This window comes from Neotamlana sargassicola (assembly GCF_020523965.1).
GTDB classification, from domain to species: Bacteria; Bacteroidota; Bacteroidia; order Flavobacteriales; family Flavobacteriaceae; genus Neotamlana; species Neotamlana sargassicola.
Genome location: NZ_JAJAPX010000042.1, coordinates 1 through 217 on the forward strand (window position 1 = coordinate 1; position 217 = coordinate 217).

The 217-nt window shown below is 43.3% G+C and carries 1 protein-coding gene; it reads right to left on the reverse strand.

The window, feature by feature from the left end; all coding sequences use genetic code 11:
• A partial coding sequence (locus LG651_RS15730; protein WP_226697051.1) for a hypothetical protein occupies positions 1–217 on the reverse strand: 217 nt, incomplete at both ends.

A 217-nucleotide genomic window follows, 5' to 3' on the forward strand; every position in this document is an offset into this window, starting at 1 on the left:
TAGCGGTACCAGTTTGTCCACATTCATCAGAGATTGCGTTATAATCGTTCGACCAAGTGATATTTGCAGAACACGCATCAGAAGCAGCGGCACCACCATTAGAATTTAACCAGTTGTTAAGTTCAGTTGTATTTCCAGCCCCATCACATTCCACAGTTAAATCGCTAGCAATAGTATCGATAGTCGGCGCTGTAGTATCTTCAACGGTAAAGGTAGC